The 20,397-nt window shown below is 61.7% G+C and carries 18 protein-coding genes; 11 read left to right on the top strand and 7 right to left on the bottom strand.

Annotated elements, in window-relative coordinates; translation table 11 throughout:
- Positions 1–342 precede the first annotated feature (342 nt).
- From ACP3TE_RS08025 to ACP3TE_RS08015, 3 genes are all read left to right on the top strand, one after another.
- Positions 343–759, top strand: coding sequence for a hypothetical protein (locus ACP3TE_RS08025; RefSeq protein WP_426735958.1), 417 nt, complete (start codon positions 343–345; stop codon positions 757–759).
- Between the two features lie 234 nt (positions 760–993).
- Complete coding sequence (locus tag ACP3TE_RS08020) at positions 994–1,452, top strand: hypothetical protein (protein WP_133833883.1); 459 nt, start codon at positions 994–996, stop codon at positions 1,450–1,452.
- Positions 1,453–2,228: 776 nt separating this feature from the next.
- On the top strand, positions 2,229–3,719 hold the full coding sequence (locus ACP3TE_RS08015; RefSeq protein WP_426735956.1) for a SulP family inorganic anion transporter: 1,491 nt from the start codon (positions 2,229–2,231) through the stop codon (positions 3,717–3,719).
- 10 nt (positions 3,720–3,729) lie between these two features.
- Here ACP3TE_RS08015 and ACP3TE_RS08010 read toward each other — a convergent pair whose 3' ends face one another.
- The gene (locus tag ACP3TE_RS08010; RefSeq protein WP_166650757.1) at positions 3,730–4,677 is read right to left on the bottom strand and encodes a GGDEF domain-containing protein; all 948 of its coding nucleotides are present in this window, start codon (positions 4,675–4,677) and stop codon (positions 3,730–3,732) included.
- Between the two features lie 224 nt (positions 4,678–4,901).
- On the opposite strand from ACP3TE_RS08010, the gene ACP3TE_RS08005 reads away from it, so the two are divergent.
- A complete protein-coding gene (locus ACP3TE_RS08005) occupies positions 4,902–5,597 on the top strand; it encodes an EAL domain-containing protein (RefSeq protein ID WP_402741424.1) in 696 nt (231 codons plus the stop codon).
- Here the strand turns inward: ACP3TE_RS08005 and ACP3TE_RS08000 are convergent.
- The 3 genes from ACP3TE_RS08000 to ACP3TE_RS07990 form a co-directional block, all read right to left on the bottom strand.
- A complete protein-coding gene (locus ACP3TE_RS08000; RefSeq protein WP_286134077.1) occupies positions 5,559–5,780 on the bottom strand; it encodes a hypothetical protein in 222 nt (73 codons plus the stop codon). The two genes, ACP3TE_RS08005 and ACP3TE_RS08000, sit on opposite strands and share 39 nt — an antisense overlap.
- Positions 5,777–7,216 carry a glycosyltransferase family 2 protein gene (locus ACP3TE_RS07995; RefSeq protein WP_286134078.1) on the bottom strand — a complete coding sequence of 480 codons (1,440 nt, stop codon included), beginning with the start codon at positions 7,214–7,216 and terminating at the stop codon, positions 5,777–5,779. Before ACP3TE_RS07995 ends, ACP3TE_RS08000 begins: the two co-directional genes overlap by 4 nt.
- A 201-nt stretch (positions 7,217–7,417) precedes the next feature.
- The gene (locus ACP3TE_RS07990) at positions 7,418–9,031 is read right to left on the bottom strand and encodes an AMP-binding protein (protein WP_426735953.1); all 1,614 of its coding nucleotides are present in this window, start codon (positions 9,029–9,031) and stop codon (positions 7,418–7,420) included.
- Positions 9,032–9,400: 369 nt separating this feature from the next.
- On the opposite strand from ACP3TE_RS07990, the gene ACP3TE_RS07985 reads away from it, so the two are divergent.
- The 5 genes from ACP3TE_RS07985 (at position 9,401) to ACP3TE_RS07965 (ending at position 13,025) form a co-directional block, all read left to right on the top strand.
- Complete coding sequence (locus ACP3TE_RS07985) at positions 9,401–10,312, top strand: LysR substrate-binding domain-containing protein (RefSeq protein WP_105662373.1); 912 nt, start codon at positions 9,401–9,403, stop codon at positions 10,310–10,312.
- A complete protein-coding gene (locus ACP3TE_RS07980) occupies positions 10,293–11,414 on the top strand; it encodes an enolase C-terminal domain-like protein (RefSeq protein ID WP_332594566.1) in 1,122 nt (373 codons plus the stop codon). The genes ACP3TE_RS07985 and ACP3TE_RS07980 overlap by 20 nt, the downstream gene beginning before the upstream one ends.
- An 11-nt stretch (positions 11,415–11,425) precedes the next feature.
- Entirely contained in the window at positions 11,426–11,704 is a 279-nt protein-coding gene (gene catC, locus ACP3TE_RS07975) for a muconolactone Delta-isomerase (RefSeq protein WP_105656482.1), read from the top strand.
- 193 nt (positions 11,705–11,897) lie between these two features.
- Positions 11,898–12,755, top strand: a complete 858-nt coding sequence (gene catA / locus ACP3TE_RS07970; RefSeq protein WP_105656483.1) for a catechol 1,2-dioxygenase — start codon at positions 11,898–11,900, stop codon at positions 12,753–12,755.
- Positions 12,756–12,872: 117 nt separating this feature from the next.
- Positions 12,873–13,025 carry a hypothetical protein gene (locus tag ACP3TE_RS07965; RefSeq protein ID WP_332486434.1) on the top strand — a complete coding sequence of 51 codons (153 nt, stop codon included), beginning with the start codon at positions 12,873–12,875 and terminating at the stop codon, positions 13,023–13,025.
- A 153-nt stretch (positions 13,026–13,178) separates the two neighbouring features.
- Here the strand turns inward: ACP3TE_RS07965 and ACP3TE_RS07960 are convergent, their stop codons facing one another.
- Complete coding sequence (locus tag ACP3TE_RS07960; RefSeq protein ID WP_286134659.1) at positions 13,179–13,520, bottom strand: DUF1801 domain-containing protein; 342 nt, start codon at positions 13,518–13,520, stop codon at positions 13,179–13,181.
- Positions 13,521–13,773: 253 nt separating this feature from the next.
- Here ACP3TE_RS07960 and ACP3TE_RS07955 point away from each other — a divergent pair, with 253 nt between their 5' ends.
- Both ACP3TE_RS07955 and ACP3TE_RS07950 read left to right on the top strand, forming a co-directional pair.
- Entirely contained in the window at positions 13,774–14,274 is a 501-nt protein-coding gene (locus tag ACP3TE_RS07955) for a hypothetical protein (protein WP_105656484.1), read from the top strand.
- Between the two features lie 144 nt (positions 14,275–14,418).
- Entirely contained in the window at positions 14,419–15,978 is a 1,560-nt protein-coding gene (locus ACP3TE_RS07950; RefSeq protein ID WP_133833879.1) for an HNH endonuclease signature motif containing protein, read from the top strand.
- A gap of 258 nt (positions 15,979–16,236) precedes the next feature.
- On the opposite strand, the gene ACP3TE_RS07945 is transcribed toward ACP3TE_RS07950, so the two are convergent.
- Complete coding sequence (locus tag ACP3TE_RS07945; RefSeq protein ID WP_426736213.1) at positions 16,237–18,921, bottom strand: LuxR C-terminal-related transcriptional regulator; 2,685 nt, start codon at positions 18,919–18,921, stop codon at positions 16,237–16,239.
- Between the two features lie 48 nt (positions 18,922–18,969).
- Positions 18,970–20,304, bottom strand: a complete 1,335-nt coding sequence (locus ACP3TE_RS07940) for an MFS transporter (RefSeq protein ID WP_402741420.1) — start codon at positions 20,302–20,304, stop codon at positions 18,970–18,972.
- Between the last annotated feature and the right edge of the window lie 93 nt (positions 20,305–20,397).

Below are 20,397 nucleotides of genomic sequence, written 5' to 3'. Positions count from 1 at the left end.
TCGCAGCTCCGGCTGACGGTTATGGGCTCCTTGTAAGCAGAACCTTATGTCTAACCATCGAGAAATACGAAGGCGCGGCCCAAGATCTCGTAACCAACGGCATCGACCGTGCGAAGGAGAATTTGGGCATCATGATTACGGCATGGAAGGAGAGCTGCGATCAGGGCTACCAGGGGTATCAGAATGGCCAAAGTTCCTAATAACCGCACCCCGCGGCCGTGGAACCTAAATTCCATGTGCGGACTTGGACCAATGGTAGATTCTCGAAAATCGGTTACACTACTATCGATAATAAAAACGTCCCATTCATATCTAAATGTTTAATATTCGACTTAGGCCATAATGATGAAATTTTCCTTTGTCGCATTACCCCTTGCATTGTCTTTGGTGACTGTATCGCCGGGGACGGCGCAAGCTGTTGAAACTCCGGTTGGCGAAACCTACACGTTGCAGCAGTCCTCGGAATACGCCCTTTCAACGAAAGATTTTTTCTCCGAAAAGACCTCTGCAGAATCCAACTACATTGAAGCGGCATCACCTGCCGAAGCAGTAGCCAAAATGAACATGATGGATGAACTGCGTCAAGCGGGATTCAACGTGGGGACCATGGCAAAGGTTAACTATGGGCCTTGCAAGATCGTGGCCGAAGGTTTTCACACCAGAAAATCCGGGAAGTACGAGACGGGTGGCTTCAAATCCACTACCTATTGCACCAAGAAAGTCACTGCGATCCACCATTCTTCCCCCGGCACGTTTTAAGCGGCTTGCGTGGTGGGTCAAGGGAGGTCGCGCGATTGGCCAGCCAGCCCAAAAGATAAAAGCTGGTAAACATAATGGCACCTACTACCCGACTGTCTTCCAGCAGACAAATCACGCGCTGACATGTAAATCTGCAAAAACGACCACTTGGTCAGGTCGCACCCTCGGAACAATTGTCTACAATGGCAAGACTTACTATGCTGATGCTTATGCTCCTGTGCAGAAGGGGGTTCGATGCCGCCTCTAAGCAATATCCTGACAAAAATCAAGAATCGTCTTAGATCGAAATATTCAGAGGAACTGATGGTTTTCGTTGTCTACGGTAAACAACCCAGCCCGTTTCCAGATCTAGAACACATAGAGCCAATAATTGCGATCGTGGCCAGTGAGCGTGAATGCTATGAGATTCAGGAAAAGTACCCAGAAACTCAAGTCAGCTGGGAAGCTCGGAAGGTCCAGAATACTGAAGGCATGGAACTGACAGGGGGCGGCATTCTGTATCTCACGCATACTACTTTATTGCCGTACGACGAGGATGGCGATGGGAATCCAATCTTCGGAATCATGGAGTCCCCACAGCCTACAGGCCTATATTGCAGTCGGGACACCGCTGAGCAAGAAGCACCGGGTCAATATCTGCACAGAGTCAGCCTCGGTGAAATAAACCTTCGCGGTGTCGGCGAGCTTTTGTGATAAGCATCCAGTTCCTTACAGTTCCTTACGCCAGTATGTGAAGTTGCCAAACGTGAAAAGGGGGCAAACCAGGCGTGGCTTCTCAGCGTGATGATGGCCGCACCAAAGGAGACAGGTTGACCCGTATGCAACCGGCTGTCAGACCAGCAGACGAGCCATCGAGCCTACAATTCAATATTGTGATTCAGACACTGCATTTGGTCTCCGGTCATGTGGCATGCCGATGGAGGCCATACGATCTGGTTCAGCAGTTAAATAAGTCGGCTGTGCCTACCGTGCGCTTCAATTTCTCCGACTCAGACCCACAGCAGGGTTGTGACGGCAGTTTTGATATTCACCCCTCACCGGCACCAAAGTAACGATTCGCAGGACCGCGCAGCACTGATGAAATCCGTGCGAACAAAGTACCGACCTTCCTCCATGTGGATTCGAGCATGCACCGCTCGTCACCACGAAACTTCGACAGCGGAATGGAAATCTCGTCGATAGGAACATTCAGTAGTCGTAACCACAACCCACCGTGGATTGATTGGCTCCGCAGCGTAATTTGGCAGGAAACGGTGCTTTCTCAGTAAAGACCTCGTGGAGAGTACCAGGCCTGGGCTCTGACTGTTGAGCAATCTGTTCATTCTCCCAACCGGCGAGCGCGTACCTCCCGAATGACGGTCAGCGCCTGCGTCCGATCTGCAGCCCTGAGCCCAATCGGGCATAGGTGCGATAACGTAGACGGGTTCCCAATTTCCCTTCCCTGGGACATCTGACGAAACGGAGCCCCGGTGAGTACCGCGACCGCTGAACTGACGCCCCTGCAACGACAGTCGGTGCTACGCACCCTGAAGTCCCCGCGATTGCTCAAGACAGAGCTGCTCGCCGGCCTGGTAGTCTCCCTGGCACTGATCCCCGAGGTCATCGCCTTCACCGTGATCGCCGGAGTCGACCCGCGCGTGGGCATCTTCGCGTCCTTCACGATGTCGGTGGTCATCGCGATCACTGGCGGGCGCCCGGCGATGATTTCGGCAGCTGCCGGCGCGGTGGCTCTGGTGGTCGCCCCGCTGGTTCGTACCCACGGGGTGGAATACCTCTTCGCCACGGTGGTCCTGGCCGGCATCATCCAGGTATCGCTGGCGCTGCTGGGCGTGGCCAAGCTGCTGCGCTTCATCCCGCGCCAGGTGATGATCGGCTTCGTCAACGGCCTGGCCATCTCGATTTTCTGGGCGCAGATGCCCGAGCTGCGCAATGTCCCGTGGATGGTCTACCCGCTGGTGATCCTGGGCGTGGCCATCGTCTGCTTCTTCCCGAAGATCACCAAGGCGGTTCCGGCTCCGCTGATCGCCATCGTGGTGCTCACCGCGATCACCATCTTTGCCAAGGTCGCCGTTCCGACCGTGGGCGACAAGGGCGAACTGCCTGATTCTCTGCCGATCTTCCACCTGCCCGGGGTGCCGCTGGACATGGAGACCCTGCAGATCATCGCGCCCTACGCGATCGCGGTGGCCTTCGTGGGGCTGCTCGAATCGCTGCTGACCGCCAAGCTGGTCGATGACATCACCGACACCCCGTCGAGCAAGACCCGCGAGTCCTGGGCACAGGGCACCGCGAATATCGTCACCGGCTTCTTCGGCGGCATCTGCGGCTGCGCGATGATCGGCCAGACCATGGTGGGCGTGAAGGTCTCCGGCGGGCGCACCCGCATCTCCACCGCCTTCGCCGGCATCTTCATGCTGCTGCTGGCGGTGCTGCTCGGCGACATTGTCGCGCAGATTCCGATGGCGGCCCTGGTGGCGGTGATGATCGTGGTTTCGGCGACCACCTTCGACTGGCACTCCATCCGACCGAGCACGCTGAAGATGATGCCCAAGAGCGAAACCTTCGTCATGGCCATCACCGTGGCGCTCACCGTGATCACCAGCAACCTGGCCATCGGCGTGGGGGCGGGCATCCTCTCGGCGATGGTGCTTTTCGCCAATCGCGTGGCGCATATGGTCACCGTGGATCGCAGCGCAACCCCGGATGCCGCCGTGTACAAGGTCAACGGCGAACTGTTCTTCGCCTCCTCGAACGACCTGTACACCCAGTTCGACTACGCGCAGGACCCCGAGAAGGTCATCATCGACATGTCCGATTCGCACCTGTGGGACGCCTCGACCATCGCCGCCCTGGATTCGATCCGCACCAAGTACCAGAACTACGGGAAAACCGTGGAAATCCGCGGCCTGAACGAGGCCAGCCAGACGATGCAGGACCGCCTGGGCGGGAAGCTGAACTAGGGCACGGAGCTCAGCTTCCCTCCGCGCTCTTTCCGCGTTCGGCCGTCCGCAGGCGCTTGGAGGAGTACATGTCCCGGTCGGCACGGAGAATCATCGTGCTCAAGTTGTCATCCGTGCGGGCTTCTGCCGTTCCGAAGCTCCACGCCAGCGGCGATGTAAGCTCGATGCGCTCCATCAGCACCTGAGCCTGGCCACGGGTCGTATTAGGGAAAACCAGCACGAATTCATCGCCGCCCAAGCGGCTGACCAGGTCCCCGGCCCGCGTGGCACTGCGCAGATGCCGCACCAGTTGCTTCAAGGCAAGATCCCCGGCTTCGTGGCCGCCTTGGTCGTTGATCTCCTTGAATCCGTCCAGGTCCAGCAGCGCCACAGCCAGGGGCCTGCGGTATTTCCGGGAGGAGAGCAAGGCGGCATCGCCGCGCACGGCCAGCCCGACGCGGTTCAAGGCCCCGGTCAATGCGTCGATCTGGGTTTGCTGGCGGAACCGGCGCTTGACGTAGAGGCCGACGAACATCCCGGCGACGGTGAAGAAGACCAAGCTCAGCACGTTCAACAGCCCGCTTTGGTGCTCGGTGCCCACAGCAGGGCCGAAGAACACCGAGTAGGGAATCGTGAAAGCCATGATCGGGTAGATGGTCCACCGGGTGACGGCCGGGGGAAAGAGCCACGACATGTACAGTGCGATGAGCGGAAATTCCTGGAGCCTGAAGACGATCTGCTCATGGTTGAGCGAAAAACCCACGAAGACCACGAAGGCCGACAGTTCGGCCAGGGCCCCGAGATAGGCGATCCACAACGGAAAACGATCCAGCATCCACCACACGGCGATCACCAGCCCCAGCGCCCCGGCAACCCTGGCTACCGCCAGCTTCTGGAAGAGCGGAGAGCTGAAATCATTGCCCAGGTTGACCACATAGAAAAGCAGCAGGAAAACTGCCACCATCCCTGTGACAGCCACTTCCAATCGCTTGATGCGGCGGAGCCTGGCTGGCAGGAACCGGCTCCACCAAATTCCGTCGTCGTTTGACCGCCGATCCATTGTCCTCGGCATGCCATCACCCGCTTTCTCTTTAATTCATCTTAACCGCGTGATCCCGGCCAGTGGCGCGGTAAGATCTCATTCGTAGCAACAGCCTAATCAGCAATCAAGTTGCCAGCCCATACCGCCAGGTTAGGTAGTCCATGAAGTTCGTATTCCAGCCATTGATCAACCTGCGTTCCACAACGCTGCTGGGTTTCGAGGCACTGGCGCGCTTCAGCGACGGGCGCAGCCCTGACGAGCATTTCTCCGCGGCCCGGACCGAAGGCAACCTGGTAGAACTTGAGCTTCGCGCTCTGGAGCGCATTGTCGAATCCAGCCAAGGCCTGCCCGACGGGCTGCTGCTCACCATGAATGCTTCGGGTCCAGCGATCAGGGCGTTCGCGCACTCAGAGCCGGCACTCGATCCCCGGCTGCTCTGGGGCCTGGAACTGCACGAGCAGTCCGCGCCGGAAGTTTGCGATGCCGCCCGCATCCATGCAGATGAGCTCGGCTGCCTGCTGCTGGTTGACGATGCCGGCATCGGCTATGCAACGCGGGGGCGCATCCTCCGGCTGAAGCCGCACATTGTGAAGCTGGACCGTTCGCTTTTCATCCGCTACCTGGCATCGACGCAGGCTCGCGAACACGTTGGCATCCTGCTGGCCGCTGCCCGCGAGATCGGTGCCAGAACTCTGGTCGAGGGGATCGAAACCGGTGAACATCTGGATCTGGCCCGGAAGCTGGACTTCGACTATGCGCAGGGCTTCTATTTCAGCCCGGGCATAGAGCTTGCGGGGTTGCCAGCTGCGATGCATGAGCTACACGGACGCCTCGGGATCGATATTCCGGGTTTCTGAGCGCCGTTCCCGTCCCCGCGAGCTGCGGATCCGGATCACCGGCAGCAGCTTGGCCAGTCCCAGGACCAGATAGAGCACGGTGTTGATCGCGACGAACGAAGCGAGCACCGCGAACCAATCACTGAGCAGAACGCTCTCGGGAAGAATGATTCCATGTGGAATCTGGACGAGGTGATTCATCATGAGGTGCTTTCCTTACGTGCGGCGCCCGCGTGGTCGACGTGCTTCCAATCCGCGCTCCGGGCAAACGCGATATCCCCTACGCCCTTGAGGAACGCAAGGTCCAGGAAGGCGTCATAGACCAATTCCGGAATCACCAGCGCGGCGATAATCCTGGCTTTCCAGCCGCCGTGCCAGACCGTGACCACGCGCTCGACAGCGAAGAGCGCTCCAAGCAGCATCCAGAAGGGGAACCACACCCAGTTGTCCATGGAGACCAGCATGATGATCATCAGCGCGAAATAGCTGAACAGCGCGATCACGCCGTAGCCGATGCCGATCTGCTGGGCCCAGTACCGCGTGGTCTGCGGGGTGACTCCGTACGCGCCCAGGTTCTCCAAGGCGCCGCGCTGCCAGCGCAGCCGCTGCGCCCACAGCATCTTCCAGTTGGGCATCAGCTCGGTGACCACCGTGCAGTCCTGCGGCGATGTGGTCAGCGCGCCGAGGGTTTTCAGCGCGATGGTCAGTTCGTTGTCTTCGGTCAGAGCCTCCGTGTCGTAGACCTCGCCGCAGGTGCCCGGCAGCATGCTCCCGCGTGCCGCAGCCACTTCGCGCAGGGCCGTCGCGCGGAATACCGAGGCCGTTCCGGTCAGCACGAAGACCCGGCCGTCGCGACGGCCGATTTCGCGTTGGTAGCGGGTGTACTCATTGCGCTGGAACTGGCCGATCAGCCCATGGCCCTCTTCTCCGTGGAACAGCCCGCCCACGGACATCAGCGCGCGGTCCCAGGTGAAGCGGTCCCGGGCGGTTGCCAGGAAGTCCGCGCCGATCTGGCTGTCGGCATCCATCACCATGACGCAGTCGTTATCGCCCATCCCGGGCAGGATGGAGTGCAGCGCCTGGTTCAGCGCGCCGCCCTTCTTGTGCTTGTTCTCCACCGATTCGAACACCTCGACCCCGTGCTCGCGGGCAACTTGCACGGTCCGGTCGGTGCAGTTGTCGGCAACCACGATGATGCTCGAGGGGGCAAAGCTCTGCTCCTCCAGTGCTTTCAGGGTGTACGGCAGGGAGGCTTCTTCATTGTGCGCCGGGATCAGCACGGTCACGGTCACCGGCCCGGCGTAGATGCCCCGCGTCCGGGCCATCACCGCTTTGGGCGCCAGCGGCCGGCTCGATTTCTGGATCGGCGTCCGGCGATAGCGCCAGGTGACAAAGCGTTCGCCCAGGACCACCAGCAGCACCAGGAAGACTGCTGCGGCGACGGCGAAAGCGAGGATGGACAGATCCGGCAGCTCGGTGCTGTAGAAAGTAGTCCAGAGTTTTCCGATATGGACCTCGATCGGGTTCCACATCAGCGCAGGCTTCCCGCTCATGCTCAACGCCCAGGCCAAGAGCGAGGCCGCGAGAACGACGATCAAAATGACAGCGATGCCCACTAAGCGGCTGAAATGTTTCTGCAAGTACGCGCCCCATTCACGTTCGGATTCCTTGGCAACCCCTGGCCTGGACCTGATCTGGATCAGCGAATCATGCCGGGCTTGCCCAAGGCAAGCTACTTGGAAAACTAGCAGTCGGAAAAATCATCGACGCAGTATTTATGTCCAAGGTCACCTCCACCCAAAGCAACGCTGTGCCTTGCGCCCCTGCCTGGTGGCATTTGGCTACAGTTCGAGCACTTTCGCCGCATCCTCGCGCAGCTGGTTCTTGCGGATCTTCCCGGTGACGGTGGTCGGGAAATCCTGCAGGATCTGCACGTAGGCGGGGATCTTGTAATGCGCCAGATGCCCGGTGCAGTATTCGCCGATGGCCGCGACGTCCAGGGGTTCGCGGCCGTCCCTCATGCGGATGCAGGCGCAGATCGCCTCGCCGTACTTCTCATCGGGCACCCCGATCACCTGCACGTCCTCGATATCCGGATGCTTGTAGAGGAATTCCTCGATTTCCGCCGGGTAGATGTTCTCCCCGCCGCGGATCACCATGTCCTTGATGCGGCCCACGATGGTGCAGTACCCGTCCTCGCGCATCACCGCCAAGTCGCCGGTGTGCATCCAACCCTCGTCGTCGATGGCCGCCCGGGTCTTGTCTTCGTCGTTCCAGTAGCCGAGCATCACCGAGTAGCCGCGGGTGCAGTATTCGCCGGTTTCCCCGCGCTGCAGGGTTTCGCCGCTCACCGGGTCCACCACCTTGATTTCCACATGCGGGTGCACCCGGCCGATGGTGGAGGTGCGGCGCTCGATATCGTCGTCGCTGCGGGTCTGGCAGGAGACCGGCGAGGTCTCGGTCATGCCGTAGGCAATGGACACCCCGTCCATGCCCATCTCGTCGATGCAGCGGCGCATCACCTCGACCGGGCAGATGGATCCGGCCATGATGCCGGTGCGCAGCGACGAGAGGTCGAAGTCCTTGAAATTGGGCAGGTTCTGCATGGCGATGAACATCGTGGGCACCCCGTACAGGCCCGTGCACTTCTCCTCCGCCACTACCCGCAGCGTGGTTTCGGCATCGAAGCCCGGGGCCGGGATGACGATGGTCGCGCCCCGGGAGGTGCAGCCCAGGTTGCCCATCACCATGCCGAAGCAGTGGTAGAACGGCACCGGGATGCACAGCCGGTCGTGCTCGTCCAGGTCGATCATGCCGGTGACCTGGTAGCCGTTATTCAGGATGTTGCGGTGGCTGAGCACCGCGCCCTTGGGGTAGCCGGTGGTGCCCGAGGTGTACTGGATGTTGATCGGGTCCCCGGGCTTGGTGGCCGCCAGATGCCCGGCCAGCTCCTCGTCGCTGACCTGCTCGCCCTCGGCCAGCAATTGCGCGAAGTCCCCGGTGTCCACGTAGACCACGCGTTCGAGGCTCGGGGTGTCGGCACGGGTCGCCTCCACCATCGAACGGTAGTTGCTGGTCTTGAATTCGGAGACCGCCAGCAGCAGGCGCACCCCGGAGTGGTTGGCCGCGTAGGCGTATTCGTGGGTGCGGTAGGCAGGATTGACGTTGACCAGGATGACGCCGATCTTCGCGGTGGCGTATTGCGCGAATACCCATTCCGCGCAGTTAGGCGCCCAGATGCCCACCCGGTCTCCCGCCTCCAGGCCGGCGGCCAGCAGGCCCTTGGCCAGGGCGTTGATCTGCGCATCCAGCTCGCTCCAGCTCCAACGCCGCCCGGTGGCCGATTCCACCAGGGCTTCTGCCGGGCCAAAGCGGGCTGCAGTGCGCTCGAAGTTCGCGCCGATGGTCTCTTCGATCAGCTGCGGTTCACTCTCGCCCTGGGCATAGGCCTTCATCTGTGTACCCCTTCATGGATCACGTCGTCGGTATCTGCGTGGGCGCAAAAGATGTGCCCAGCGTCACATTCACACCCTAACCGCGACCTCCCCTGCTGCCAAGCGCCAGGACGGGACCGCCCCCTGCAGCGGCAGCAGAAGGAGCGAAGCTGGTTGCCAATTGGCGACATGGGACCCGTGGCGATTCAGCGCTTCCCGACATGATTCCGGTCCGGGAATCAACCGCCAAATACAACGCGACCCAGCCATTCATACTTGTAGACTCTCAATCGACCCAGAATAAGTATTTCACCCTCTTGGATCGCCGCGTTAGAGTTGCCAGCAAGCGTCTTCTGCGCATTCGACGCGCGGTCCGACGATCGGAGCACCATGGACACGAGACTACTTCGCTACTTTGTCGCCGTCGCCGAAGAACGCCATTTCGGCCGCGCAGCGGCGCGCCTGCATATCGCGCAGCCCCCGCTCTCCCAGCAGATCAAGCAGCTCGAAGAGACCCTGGATACCCAGCTGCTGATCCGCACCACGCGCAAGGTGGAACTGACCAACGCCGGCGAGCTGCTGCTGCGCCGCGGACGCATCCTGCTCGCAGAGCTCGACCAGCTCTCCCGCGATGTGCGCACCGTGGGCCAAGGCGCGCTGGGCGTGCTGCGACTGGGTTCCACCGGCAGCGCCACCTCGCGCATCATGCCCAAGCTCATCGAAGCCAGCTCCCAGCAGATGCCGGGCCTGCAGCTGAATGTGCAGGGCGAAATGCTCACCCCGCAGATGGTCGAGGGACTGGTCGAGGGACGCCTGGACCTGGCTATCCTGCGCCCGCCGGTGCGCGGCACCGAGGTGGACTACATGCTGCTGGACCGCGACCACCTGGCCGTGGCGCTGCCGCTGGGCCACCCGCTCGCCGCCCACGATGAGCTGGACCTGGAACAGCTGGCTGGCGAGAAGTTCATCTGCTACCCGCCATCCTCCGCGGTGAACAACATCATCATGGACTCCTGCCGCCGCGTGGGCTTCGCCCCGCAGATCGCGCAGGTGGCCAGCGAAACTTCCACCCTGCTCACCTTCGTCGCCGCGGGCCTGGGCATCGGGTTGCTGCCCACCACGCACTACCTGCCGCACAGCACCCGGATCACCTTCCGGCCGCTGCGCAACGCACCGGCCGTCGACCTGGCGATCGCCTGGAAGGCCGGCAACGAGTCTGCGCTGGTGCGCAACTTCCTGGAACTTTGCACATTGCTCAACCCCCTAGAAAGGCTGGACCCCGATGCGAATCCAGCGGATTGAAACAATCCCCTACGCCATCCCCTACAACCACCCGCTGCGCTTTGCCAGCGGCGAGGTGCACACCGCCGAGCACGTGCTCATCCGCGTGCACACCGACGAAGGCGTGATCGGCACCGCCGACGCCCCGCCGCGCCCGTACACCTACGGCGAGACGCAGAAGTCCATCGTCGCGATCGTGCAGGATGTCTTCGCCCCGCAGCTGATCGGCCTGGAGATCATGGACCGCGCCAAGATCCGCCAGGTGCTGGATAGGACCATCCACAACCAGGTGGCCAAGGGCGCGATCGACATCGCCGTCTGGGACGCCATCGGCCAGGCGCTGGGCACGCCGGTGCACAAGCTGCTCGGCGGCTTCACCGACTCGATGCGCGTGAGCCACATGCTCGGCTTCAAGCCCGCCCAGGAGCTGCTCGACGAGGCCCTGCGCTTCGGCGAGCAGTACGGCATCACCACCTTCAAGCTCAAGGTCGGCCGCCGCCCGCTCGCCCTGGACATCGAGGCCTGCCGCGTGCTGCGCGAAGGGCTGGGCGAGGACGTGGAGCTCTACCTGGACGCCAACCGCGGCTGGAGCGCGAACGAGTCCATGGAGGTGCTGCGCCAGACCGAGGGCCTGGGTCTGACCATGCTCGAAGAGCCGTGCGATGCCAAGGAAGCGATGAGCCGACGCCGCCTGGTCGAACGCTCCCCGATCCCGATCGTCGCCGACGAGTCCGCGCCCACCGCGGGCGATGCCTCGCGCGAGCTGCTCTCCGGCGGCGCGAACGCGATCTGCATCAAGACCGCCCGCTCGGGCTTCACCGAAGCCACCGAAATCCTGGGCCTGTGCACCGGGCTGGGCGTGGATGTCACCATGGGCAACCAGATCGACACCCAGGTCGGTTCGCTGGCCACGGTGACCTTCGGCGCGGCCTTCGAAGCCACCAGCCGCCGCGCCGGCGAATTGTCCAATTTCCTGGACATGGCCGATGACCTGCTCGCCGAGCCGCTGCAGATCGTCAACGGCCGCATTCCGGTACGCACCGTGCCCGGCGTGGGCGCCGCCATCGACGAATCCAAGCTGGCGCGCTACCGCCAGGACCACGTGCTTTCCACCTCGAACTAAAGGAGATCCCCATGTTGTTCCTCGCCCGTATGGACGTTGTTTTCCCGGACCACCTGACCAATGAGCAAGTCGCTGACTTCCAGGCCCGGGAAAAGGAGTACTCCGCAAGCCTGCAGCGCAGCGGCAAGATGCAGGGCATCTGGCGCGTGGTCGGCGAGTACGCGAACCACTCGCTGTACAACGTCGAATCCAACGACGAACTGCACGAAATCCTCAGCGGCTTCCCGATGTACCCGTACATGAAGATCAAGGTCACCGCGCTGGCCAAGCATCCGAATTCGCTGGCCTAGGACTTTTCCGGACCGGCGGATTCCCTCCGTGTCCCAGCCCACAAGCATTGATATTCAAAACGTTCCAATGGCCGACAAATGAGTATTTCACTTGGCATAGACGCTGCACTACATTGAATATCAATCACCCGGGATGATGGGGGTCACAGTATGGATCCGCATCCGCCACACCACATAATTTAGGGGAGTCACCATGACCACTGAAACTCCAGCAGACGCAACTGCAGCCAAGTCCGGCAACGCCGCCACCGACAGCTTCCGCAACTCCGGCAAGCTCGGCAGCATCGCGACCTCCACCGAGCGCGTGAACATGCTTGCTTCCAAGCTCGTCAAGGCCGCCAACGACATCATCCTCGAAGAGCGCGTGAGCTACGACGAGTTCAATGCCCTGAAGGCATGGTTGATCAAGGTTGGCGACGACGGCGAATGGCCATTGTTCCTGGACGTGTGGCTGGAGCACTCGGTGGAAGAGGTCGCCACCGACCACCGCGAAGGCAACAAGGGCTCGATCGAAGGCCCTTACTACGTGCCCGAAGCGCCTTCGCAGAACACCCCTGCCACCATCTCGATGCGCGAGGACGAGAAGGGCACCAACCTGCTCTTCCAGGGCCAGGTCCGCTCCACCGACGGCTCGGCGCTGAAGAACGCCAAGATCGAGCTGTGGCACGCAGACGAAGAGGGCTTCTACTCGCAGTTCGCCCCTGGCATCCCCGAGTGGAACCTGCGCGGCACCTTCATTGCTGACGAGGAAGGCAACTTCCAGATCAACACCATGCAGCCAGCCCCGTACCAGATCCCGACCGACGGCGCCTGCGGCCAGCTGATCGCCGCCGCCGGCTGGCACGCGTGGCGCCCAGCGCACCTGCACCTGAAGGTCTCCGCCGAGGGCCACGAGTTGCTCACCGCCCAGCTGTACTTCCCGGGCGATGCGCACAACGACGACGACATCGCCACCGCGGTGAAGCCGGAACTGATGCTCGACGTGCACCCAGCAGCATCGGGCAACGGCAAGCAGGTCACCTACGACTTCGTGCTCGACCCTGTGAAGTAAGCCCCAGCGCGCCTCAACACGGCGGGGGTCCCGGCAGCATTGGCCGGACCCCCGCCGTTGCCGTACCCGGAACCTCGACGAACGGGCGAACACCCGCCAATCCAATGGGAGCGCAGCATGAATGCTTCAACACTGAACGATCCAGCCGGGAAGTTCCAACCCCAATCCATCGCGCACCGAGCTGCCGATGCCAGCGAACCCCAGAACCACTGGGCCTGGACCGGATGGATGCCAGAAGAGGAGCACGGCACCTCGATGCTTGCCGCCTAGGCTTTTGCCCTCAGTACTACCGACGCGAAGCGGAAGGTCCCGACAGCAATGACGCTGCCGGGACCTTCGGCGCACTTGAGGACGGACTCCAGGCAATGCGGCTGCCTGCAGCGGGCGCACTGTTCATCTTGCGGCCAGCTAGCTTGCTCGGGATCAGCCCGCGGCCTTCTTCACCAGGTCCCGGATCCTGTCTTCCGTTGCAGAATCCAGCGAGGTGATAGTCCATGCAACTGGATGCATGTGGGAGCCTTCCTCGTAGGCAGGATTCACGACTTCTCCAAAACCGAAAGCTACGAAGTCCTTGTCAGGCTTGATGTAGCAGACGTCTTTGCCATCCCGGACGTAGAACGGAAGTCCCCAGCGGACGATCGGCTCCAGCGATGGTGCGCTCTGCATGATTATGGCGTGAAGCCGTTCGGCAATCTCGCGATAGGGTGCTGGAGCTGTGCTGAGCTTGGCCAGAACTGCGGCGTCGCCTTTTTTGGTGAAGATCATCCCTAGTCTCCTTCTAACGGTTGGCGCCTCATTGCGGCGCTGGGTGGTATCGCTCGCGCGATCGCTTTGGGCTCCCGATCGGCACATAATGCACCTTACCGACTAAGGGCATCTGATTCACGGATTCTTGCACTGGAATACAGGCAGCTGGCCTCAGGACAGCTTGATCGTGCAAGGAAGTAGCATGGACGCCCAACTCATACGCGTATTGGTTATCCCACCGAGTTGACTAGTGCACTGTTAGGCTACTGACATGCGTAAACTTCTAGCCATCTCCGGGTTCGCCATGATCGTGGCTTACGCGGCTTACGGCTCACTGCTCATGAACAATTGGGCCGTGACCGCAGCAAGTGGACTCTCCCTCGATGAAACCATTTCCGAGATGGCCTCAATGGACCAGAATTACGACTCGCTTGGAGGGTGGGTCTTCGCAGCCACTGGAACCGCCCTCGCCATTTCTTGGCTCGTTCCGGTAGTTTCCGCCGGACGCAAGCTGCCCGCCTGGGCGGCTATCGGAGCTTGGAGCCTGATCATTGCCTTAGGCGCACCGGCTTATTTCTTCGCTTCCTTCGCCAATATGAACTCGGTGGGCGACACCTTTGCCGATTGGAACGCCGATGCCGCCGCGGATCTAGCCGCACCCCTGTACATGGCCAGCGTCCTCGCCTTTGCCATACTCGCAGCCATGGCAGCCTTTGGCATCCGAACTGCCTTCACCCGCCCGCCGCGCCCCCTGCATCCAACTAGCAACTAGCACGGCACCCATTACTGCCTTCCCTGATCTAGCGATTTTCGCGCCGGAATCACGCTTAATCGCATTCGTATAAACTTTCTAGAACTTATCCACAATTGGTTTCGAACCAGAAGATACTGTCGATAATCTGCGCGAACGTTAACTATGACTATTCCCGCATATCTAGACGATCACGACGATGAACATCGCCTTCCACTGCGCCCGCCGGGCACCCGCATGGAGTCGCACAGAGCGTCAGCGCTCGACGCCCATCGCGAGCACCAGTTGTTCTTCGGACCCATCAAGCAGGTTGCCGACGAACTATTCAATGCGGGCCCCGTGGATGGGCCCGGAGACGCATTGGAACGCCTGAAGAAACTCCAACGCCTGATGAGCAGCGCTGAAGCCGCTATCTGCGTTTTACTGGCAGACGGAGTCGAGCAGGTCAGCGCGTCCTTCAATGACCTGATTGCCACCGAGCATGCCCACACCCCAGACGAGGAAGCCGAAGCCAGCAAGAGTGCCGAATACTATGGCATAGACCGTGGCAGCGAGCAGGTCATCAACTCCAATTTCGTAGCTGAGTCAGCTGTCGCATTGCGCGAATCCGTCCGTAAAGCCAGCAAGCGGATGTTCCATGCCAAGGGCTTGCGCCACGCCTGCAAAGCCACCCTTGCCGCGCTCGCTGCAGGTGAGATTACCGTTAAGGCCGCCCACGACATCGTCAAATACTCGCAAGACCTTTCCCCGGAGCAGGTCGGCCGCATGGAGGAAAATTTGCTGCCTCTGGCAAGAACAGCCTGCGACGAGACCGTCTACCAGCGGGCCCGTCGCTTTCACGACCGGATGAATCCCAATTCGGCAGAGAACCGGCAGAAGAACGCATTCGCAGCCCGTAATCTCAAGGTGTGGAATGAGGAGAATGGCATGGCTACCTTGCAGCTGCATCACCGCGCTGATGTCATCCATTCGATTCGCAACTCGATAAAGCAGGCAGCCGCCCAGATCACTGATTCCAAGGATCTGCGCACGCAAACGCAGGTTGAAGCCGATGTGCTTGCGGACGTGTATCTGCATGGCTGGCCCGGAATGGAAGGCATGCCGCTGAAGCCACGGGTTGCCATCACGATCCCAGCCATTGAAATGCTCGCGAATCCCGCTCGCGCCCTCGCTGATTTGGAAGGTTACGGGCCGATCCCAATCGGCGTAGCGTTGGAAATCGCCGCGGATGCTCCGTCGTTCCAGCGCGTTCTGACCGACCCGTGGACGGGAGCCGCAATTGATGTGGAGCCCAAGAAATATCGGCCTTCCCAGGGGTTGCGCGATTTGCTGCGTTACCGCGACCAGCATTGCGGTTTCCCTGGTTGCCGCCGCCTGCCCGATCGTTCGGAAATTGATCACATCGAAGCGTATGGACAGGGCGGCCACACTACCCGGCAGAACACTCATCTCTTGTGCAAGCAGCATCAGATGTACAAGCACGCGCTTGGCTGGAAGGTCTTCGCTTGCCCGGATGGCTCCAAGACGTGGGTATCTCCGCACGGGCTGCGGTCAATCACGGTTCCCGAGAGCGTGGACAACGTGGAGAAATTTGATCATGTCAACGATCGTTGTCCTCAACGTCCCCAGGAGGCTGCGGCCTGCGAGGTGCAATTGACCCCCGAAGTGCGGCGAGTACTGGGGCTCGGCCAAGATGAGGGCCTGCCCGGAACCGAAACCAGCTAGAGCCAGTACCTGATTTGGATTTCGAGCGATAAATTTTTTCAGTCACTAGCACCACCACACCACCCATACTTCGCAGGAGCAACGGCTTTGAGTCTGGTTGCAATGCTGGACGCGGCCTGAATCAAGAATCCCGGCCGCGTTCGATTCAAGCGATTCGTGCTGAATGAAAAAAATCTACAGTCACAGCGCGTAGGTCAACTCGAACTCCGCATGGTTCTGCTGCCCTCGGGAATGAAAATTTTTTTCAGTCGGAAGGCACTATCCTTCAAGGTCGAAACGCGCCAGCGCAGCAAGCTCAGTACGGTTTGAGACCGCCAGCTTCGTGTAGATCTTGGTCAGGTGGTATTGCACTGTCTTGGTTCCTATATACAGCTCTTCAGCGACACGTCGATTGCTTGCACCTTCGCAAACCAGCTTGGCCACGGCTTGTTCCTGCGCCGTCAGCGTCGACCAGTCAGCACTCTCCCTGCGCAGCATCCCGGTTCCGCTTGCCTGGAGCTCACGAGTGCAGCGGTCGATGTACACGGATGCATCGAAGTGCGTGAAAATCGCCAGCGCGCGGGTCAACGGCGCAACGCATTCGGCTCGCTTGCCGGCTCGGCGCAGGCATTGCCCGTAGTAGAAATCAATTTTTGCCCGGTGGTAGACCGACCCGATGCCTTCCAAACGGCGGATGGCATCTTCAAAGGCCAAACGGGCTGCGTCGATATCACCGCGGGCTGCCAGCAAGGTGCCTTGCACGCTCAGGAATCGAGCGGCTCCGCTCTGGTGGCCTGAAGCGAGAGCACTCTCCAGCAACGGCTGTACGAATTTTTCTGCTTCATCCAGGCGTTCGCAACGGATTAGCGCCATGGCGTATGTATCCTGCCAGGTCCAGAAACCTGCTTGGTCGATGCCCTGCGTACGGTCCAGCCGAAGCAATGGTTCCAGCGCCCGCACAACCTCTTCATGGTTTGCCTGCGCCCGGGCAATCTCGGCCCGCGCCATCCGGTAAGGCATCTCCATAATGGCATAGCTGCCGGTGCGTGCCCACGACTTGCGTAGGTGCAGATCCGCCTGCTCCCAATTGCCGCGCAATGCGTGAATCTGCACCGCGGTCAGCTGGATCAGCGGACGCAGGATCTGGATTTCAGAACGCTCCTGCAGGAACTGCGCGGATCGAACCGTCTCCAGCGCTTGGTCCCAGTCGCCCATGAGGAATTCAGCGCGCGCCGACCAGGCTTTGGCCCACAGCGAGATGCGCAGGGAACCATCGCTGAAGTCCGTGGAGCTGGCTGCGGAGAGCTCGTGCCGGGCCAGCTCCACGCGATCGGTCGCGAGGTAGACCCAGCCCAGTGACATTTCCGCGCGCTGGCGCTGTGCTCCCGCCGGAAGGGTGGCCAGCAGGTCCATCAAGACCTGTTCCCCCTCATCAGCCCGGCCCATCATTGCCAGGCCGAGCCCTTGGATGGCTGCGTTCTCAATGGCCAGCGGGCTGCCCACCTGGGCAAGGCGCAGCGATTGCTCAGCCCAGTCAATGATCTTCTGCCCCTTCAAACGGCACAGCGAGTCGAGGACTTGGCGTTGGGCGATCGCGGCCATCACATCGTTGTCCTGATGCTGGACCGCGTTCTGCCAGGCACTGGACAGCCAGCGCTGCGCGGTGTTGGCGCGGCCTTGCAGGATCGAGATGTATCCGGAAAGCACGTCCCGTTCCGGACTGCTTTCCAAGCTCGAAAGCTGATGCGCGAAGGTTTGCGCCCGCGGCAGCTCGCCGGCGGCGACAATCGCATCCACTGCGTTGAGCAGCAGGGAGTCGCGGCGCATCGGTTCCGGGGACAAGTGCATGGCCCTGAAGTACGCGGTAGCGGCCGAAGACCACTCGCCCCGCTTGCCTTGGGACCGCGCGTAGTCTTGCAGTTCCATCGACAAGCGGCCATCGGGCAGGATGCTCGCATCGGCCCGATGGCCCAGCTTGGCCCCCTGGTCCTCGACGATGTCCGCGGCGCAAGCATGCAACCGGATGCGGGTGCTCAGCGGGATCTGATGGTAGACAGCCATTTGGGTCAATGCGTTCTCGAACCCGAGCCGCACCTTCCCGCTATGGCCGTGGGTTTGCGCCAGCGAGGAGTCGAGAATCTGCTGGATCGGCAGCAGCGGATCATCCTCGCCCACCAGCTTGGCGATATTGTCGATCCGGGCCTGCGCGCCGAGCACCGCAGCCGCTTCCAGCAGCGCCCGCGCCCGCGGTTCCAACCCCTCCAATAGCTCGATGACGTGCAACGACAGGGCGTGAGGGGCAGGCGGCCAGCGGTCGAACTGCTCCCAGCTGTGCTCCGGATTCTCCTGGGCCAGCTCGATGACCACCTGCAGGTTGCCCTCGGTGTAGTCCACCAGCTGCTCGACGGCCATGGGCGGCAGGTCGATCCCCGTCCTGGCGTAGATAATCTCGCGCGCATGCGTTGGATCGGGCACTTGAAGCTGCAGGATCTTCAATTGGCTGTCGGCCAGGAATTCCCGGGTTTCCGGTGAAAGCCTGGCCAGGTTCTGGTCGCGCATCACCAGCACGATGAGTACCGGTTCATTGCGCAAGCGGCGCCAGGCGTAGTGCAGCGCCTGGAAGCTCAGGTCATCGACCCATTGCGCATTTTCCAGCACCAGCACACGGGGTTGCGGCGCCTCCCTGCGCAGGTATTCCAGCAAGGCCTCGCCCAGCGCCCCGGCCGAGCCTGCGTGGCTGCGTTGCAGCAACGGGCCCAAGGCGGCTCCGGGCTGCGCGGTTTCCCAGCGCGAAGCGGTCACCAGCTGCACCGATTGGCTGGCCAACCGGGTTAGCAGCGCCTTGATGATCGTGCTCTTGCCGCTGCCGCGCGGACCCTTCAGCACGGCCAGGGTACTGCCAGTTTGCTGGACTTCGCGGGAAAGGCCGATGAGCGCATCCTGGCCCTGCTGGGCACTGAGCATGGCGTTCACCAGCCTTCCTGCGTCGCCGCGTTGCGTTTCGATGTGCTGCTACTTCCCTGCTCCCGCGGCAGCCAGCTCTTCTTGCGCGCTGCGCTGCGCGTCCGAACGGGTCATCGGGACGCAGGTGGTGACCAGCGTTCCAACGATAGCAACTGCGGCGAAGACATAGAATGCGGTTCCCGGGGAAACTCCCGCCGAAAGCAGCAGTCCGCCCAGCAGCGGGCCGAAGATCCCGCCCAGCCTGCCGAATCCGGCGCACCAGGCCACCCCGGCCCCGCGGGCGGCACTGTGGTAGTAGTTCGACACAAATCCGTAGATCAGCACCTGCGTGCCGATGGTTCCCACACCTGCCACTGCCACCAGGGACAGCAGCAAGCCCAGCGGGAGCTTGAGGGTCAGCAGCACCATTGCCAGCGCGGCCAGGAAGAAGGTCAGCGCCACGACCTGCTTGGGGCCGACCCGGTCGGCGGCCACCGAAGCCAGCAGCCCGCCGAAGACCGCGGCGAGGTTCAGCACCAGCAAGAAGAGCAGCGAATGGGACTTGCCGTAGCCTGCCTGCTGCATGATTTCCGGCATCCAGGTGTTCAGCCCATAGGTCAGCAGCAGTCCGGCGAAGCTCATCATGCCCAGCAGTGCGGTAGGCAGCGCGTAGCGCCTGGTGGCCAGCGCGGCGAAGCCCACACGTTCGGCCTTCAGCTGCCCGGCATCGGCGTCGCTGGGAAGTTCCAGCAGCATTCCGGTGCGCGCAGCCACCTCGCGGGCTTCAGCCACGCGGCCGCGGGAGAGCAGCCACTGCGGGGATTCGGGCAGCTTGAACCAGGCCATCGGCAGCAGGAACAGCAGCGGCAGCGCGCCGATGAGGAACAGCCCGCGCCAGCCGATCACGTCGCTGAGCACCATGGCCAGCAGCGAGGCGAGCACGCCTCCGGCCGGCACGCCCGAGTAGACGATCGCGTTGTAGTAGTTGCGGCGGTTCTTCGGGGCGAACTCGGCCACCACCGCGCCAGCGGTGGCCACGATCGCACCCACGCCCATGCCGGTGAGGAAGCGCAGGATGCCGAACCACAGGGTGTCGGGGGCCAGCGCGGTCAGGCCCATGCCGACGGAGAACCAGATGATGCCGGTGATCATCGCCTTGCGCCGGCCGATGTAGTCGCCGATCGCGCCGGTGGACAGCGCACCGACCATCACGCCGAGCAGCGCGTAGCTGCCCAGCAATCCGGCGGCGGCTTCATCGAGCTGGCCGAGCTGGCTGGGGTCCGCCAGCAGTGTGGAGACGATGGTTCCGAAAACCACCAGGTCGTAGCCGTCGAAGATCAGGGCGATGGCGGCGATCACCACCACCCAGCGCACGGCGCCATTGGCGGCAGTGCTGGATGTCATTGGGCTGGTATTCACGTGTTTTTCCGTTCGTTTGCGGTGACCGGGGAACCTCGTTGTTCCCCGGAAAATACGTGCCCGGCGCTGGAAGCACGG

It is taken from the genome of Glutamicibacter sp. 2E12, from assembly GCF_050030965.1.
Taxonomy (GTDB): domain Bacteria; phylum Actinomycetota; class Actinomycetes; order Actinomycetales; family Micrococcaceae; genus Glutamicibacter.
Note: the sequence above shows the minus strand (reverse complement) of the source record. Positions and strands in the feature narration are given on the sequence as shown.

Coding starts and splice junctions, on each gene's coding strand:
- ACP3TE_RS08025 (WP_426735958.1), top strand. CDS start 343: ATGATGAAATTTTCCTTTGTCGCATTACCCCTTGCATTGTCTTTGGTG.
- ACP3TE_RS08020 (WP_133833883.1), top strand. CDS start 994: ATGCCGCCTCTAAGCAATATCCTGACAAAAATCAAGAATCGTCTTAGA.
- ACP3TE_RS08005 (WP_402741424.1), top strand. CDS start 4,902: ATGAAGTTCGTATTCCAGCCATTGATCAACCTGCGTTCCACAACGCTG.
- ACP3TE_RS08000 (WP_286134077.1), bottom strand. CDS start 5,780: ATGATGAATCACCTCGTCCAGATTCCACATGGAATCATTCTTCCCGAG.
- ACP3TE_RS07990 (WP_426735953.1), bottom strand. CDS start 9,031: ATGAAGGCCTATGCCCAGGGCGAGAGTGAACCGCAGCTGATCGAAGAG.
- ACP3TE_RS07985 (WP_105662373.1), top strand. CDS start 9,401: ATGGACACGAGACTACTTCGCTACTTTGTCGCCGTCGCCGAAGAACGC.
- ACP3TE_RS07980 (WP_332594566.1), top strand. CDS start 10,293: ATGCGAATCCAGCGGATTGAAACAATCCCCTACGCCATCCCCTACAAC.
- catC (WP_105656482.1), top strand. CDS start 11,426: ATGTTGTTCCTCGCCCGTATGGACGTTGTTTTCCCGGACCACCTGACC.
- catA (WP_105656483.1), top strand. CDS start 11,898: ATGACCACTGAAACTCCAGCAGACGCAACTGCAGCCAAGTCCGGCAAC.
- ACP3TE_RS07965 (WP_332486434.1), top strand. CDS start 12,873: ATGAATGCTTCAACACTGAACGATCCAGCCGGGAAGTTCCAACCCCAA.
- ACP3TE_RS07960 (WP_286134659.1), bottom strand. CDS start 13,520: ATGATCTTCACCAAAAAAGGCGACGCCGCAGTTCTGGCCAAGCTCAGC.
- ACP3TE_RS07955 (WP_105656484.1), top strand. CDS start 13,774: ATGCGTAAACTTCTAGCCATCTCCGGGTTCGCCATGATCGTGGCTTAC.
- ACP3TE_RS07950 (WP_133833879.1), top strand. CDS start 14,419: ATGACTATTCCCGCATATCTAGACGATCACGACGATGAACATCGCCTT.
- ACP3TE_RS07945 (WP_426736213.1), bottom strand. CDS start 18,921: ATGCTCAGTGCCCAGCAGGGCCAGGATGCGCTCATCGGCCTTTCCCGC.
- ACP3TE_RS07940 (WP_402741420.1), bottom strand. CDS start 20,304: ATGACATCCAGCACTGCCGCCAATGGCGCCGTGCGCTGGGTGGTGGTG.